Origin of the sequence: Paraburkholderia atlantica (assembly GCF_009362785.1) — a bacterium.
GTDB lineage: Bacteria > Pseudomonadota > Gammaproteobacteria > Burkholderiales > Burkholderiaceae > Paraburkholderia > Paraburkholderia atlantica.
The window spans coordinates 1-962 of record NZ_WHNQ01000200.1; the positions used below are offsets into that span (position 1 = coordinate 1).

The following is a 962-nucleotide window of genomic DNA, read 5'->3' on the forward strand; positions in this document are numbered from 1 at the left end:
ATTGCGAAGCGCAGGCCTTCTTCCATTGCGATCGGGTTGATCAGCTTCACCGTGATCGACACGTTGTCGCCCGGCATCACCATTTCCTTGTCCTTCGGCAGCTCGATCGAGCCCGTCACGTCCGTCGTACGGAAGTAGAACTGCGGACGGTAGTTGTTGAAGAACGGCGTGTGACGGCCGCCTTCGTCCTTGCTCAGCACGTACACTTCAGCCGTGAAGTGCGTGTGCGGGTTGATCGAACCCGGCTTGGCCAGAACCTGACCACGCTCCACGTCTTCACGCTTCGTGCCGCGCAGCAGGATACCAACGTTGTCGCCTGCCTGACCCTGGTCGAGCAGCTTGCGGAACATTTCCACGCCCGTGCAGGTCGTCTTGGCCGTTGCACGGATACCGACGATCTCGATTTCCTCGCCGACCTTGATCACGCCACGCTCGACGCGACCCGTCACCACCGTGCCACGACCCGAGATCGAGAACACGTCTTCCACCGGCATCAGGAACGAACCGTCAACCGCGCGCTCCGGCGTCGGGATGTAGGTGTCCAGCGCGTCGGCCAGGTTCATGATCGCCACTTCGCCCAGCTCGCCCTTGTCGCCTTCCAGCGCCAGCTTGGCCGAACCCTTGATGATCGGCGTGTCGTCACCCGGGAAGTCGTACTTCGACAGAAGTTCGCGAACTTCCATCTCGACGAGCTCCAGCAGCTCGGCGTCGTCCACCATGTCGCACTTGTTCAGGAACACGATGATGTACGGAACGCCAACCTGACGCGCCAGCAGGATGTGCTCACGCGTTTGCGGCATCGGGCCGTCTGCAGCCGAGCACACCAGGATCGCGCCGTCCATCTGTGCCGCGCCCGTGATCATGTTCTTCACGTAGTCAGCGTGGCCCGGGCAGTCGACGTGTGCGTAGTGGCGGTTAGCCGTTTCGTACTCGACGTGCGCGGTGTTGATGGTAATGCCGCG

Annotated in this window: 1 protein-coding gene; it reads right to left on the minus strand. The window is 61.9% G+C overall.

Annotation, left to right across the window (positions count from 1 at the left end; all coding sequences use genetic code 11):
- A partial coding sequence (gene tuf, locus GCT19_RS42220; RefSeq protein ID WP_152855106.1) for an elongation factor Tu occupies window positions 1–962 on the minus strand: 962 nt, incomplete at both ends.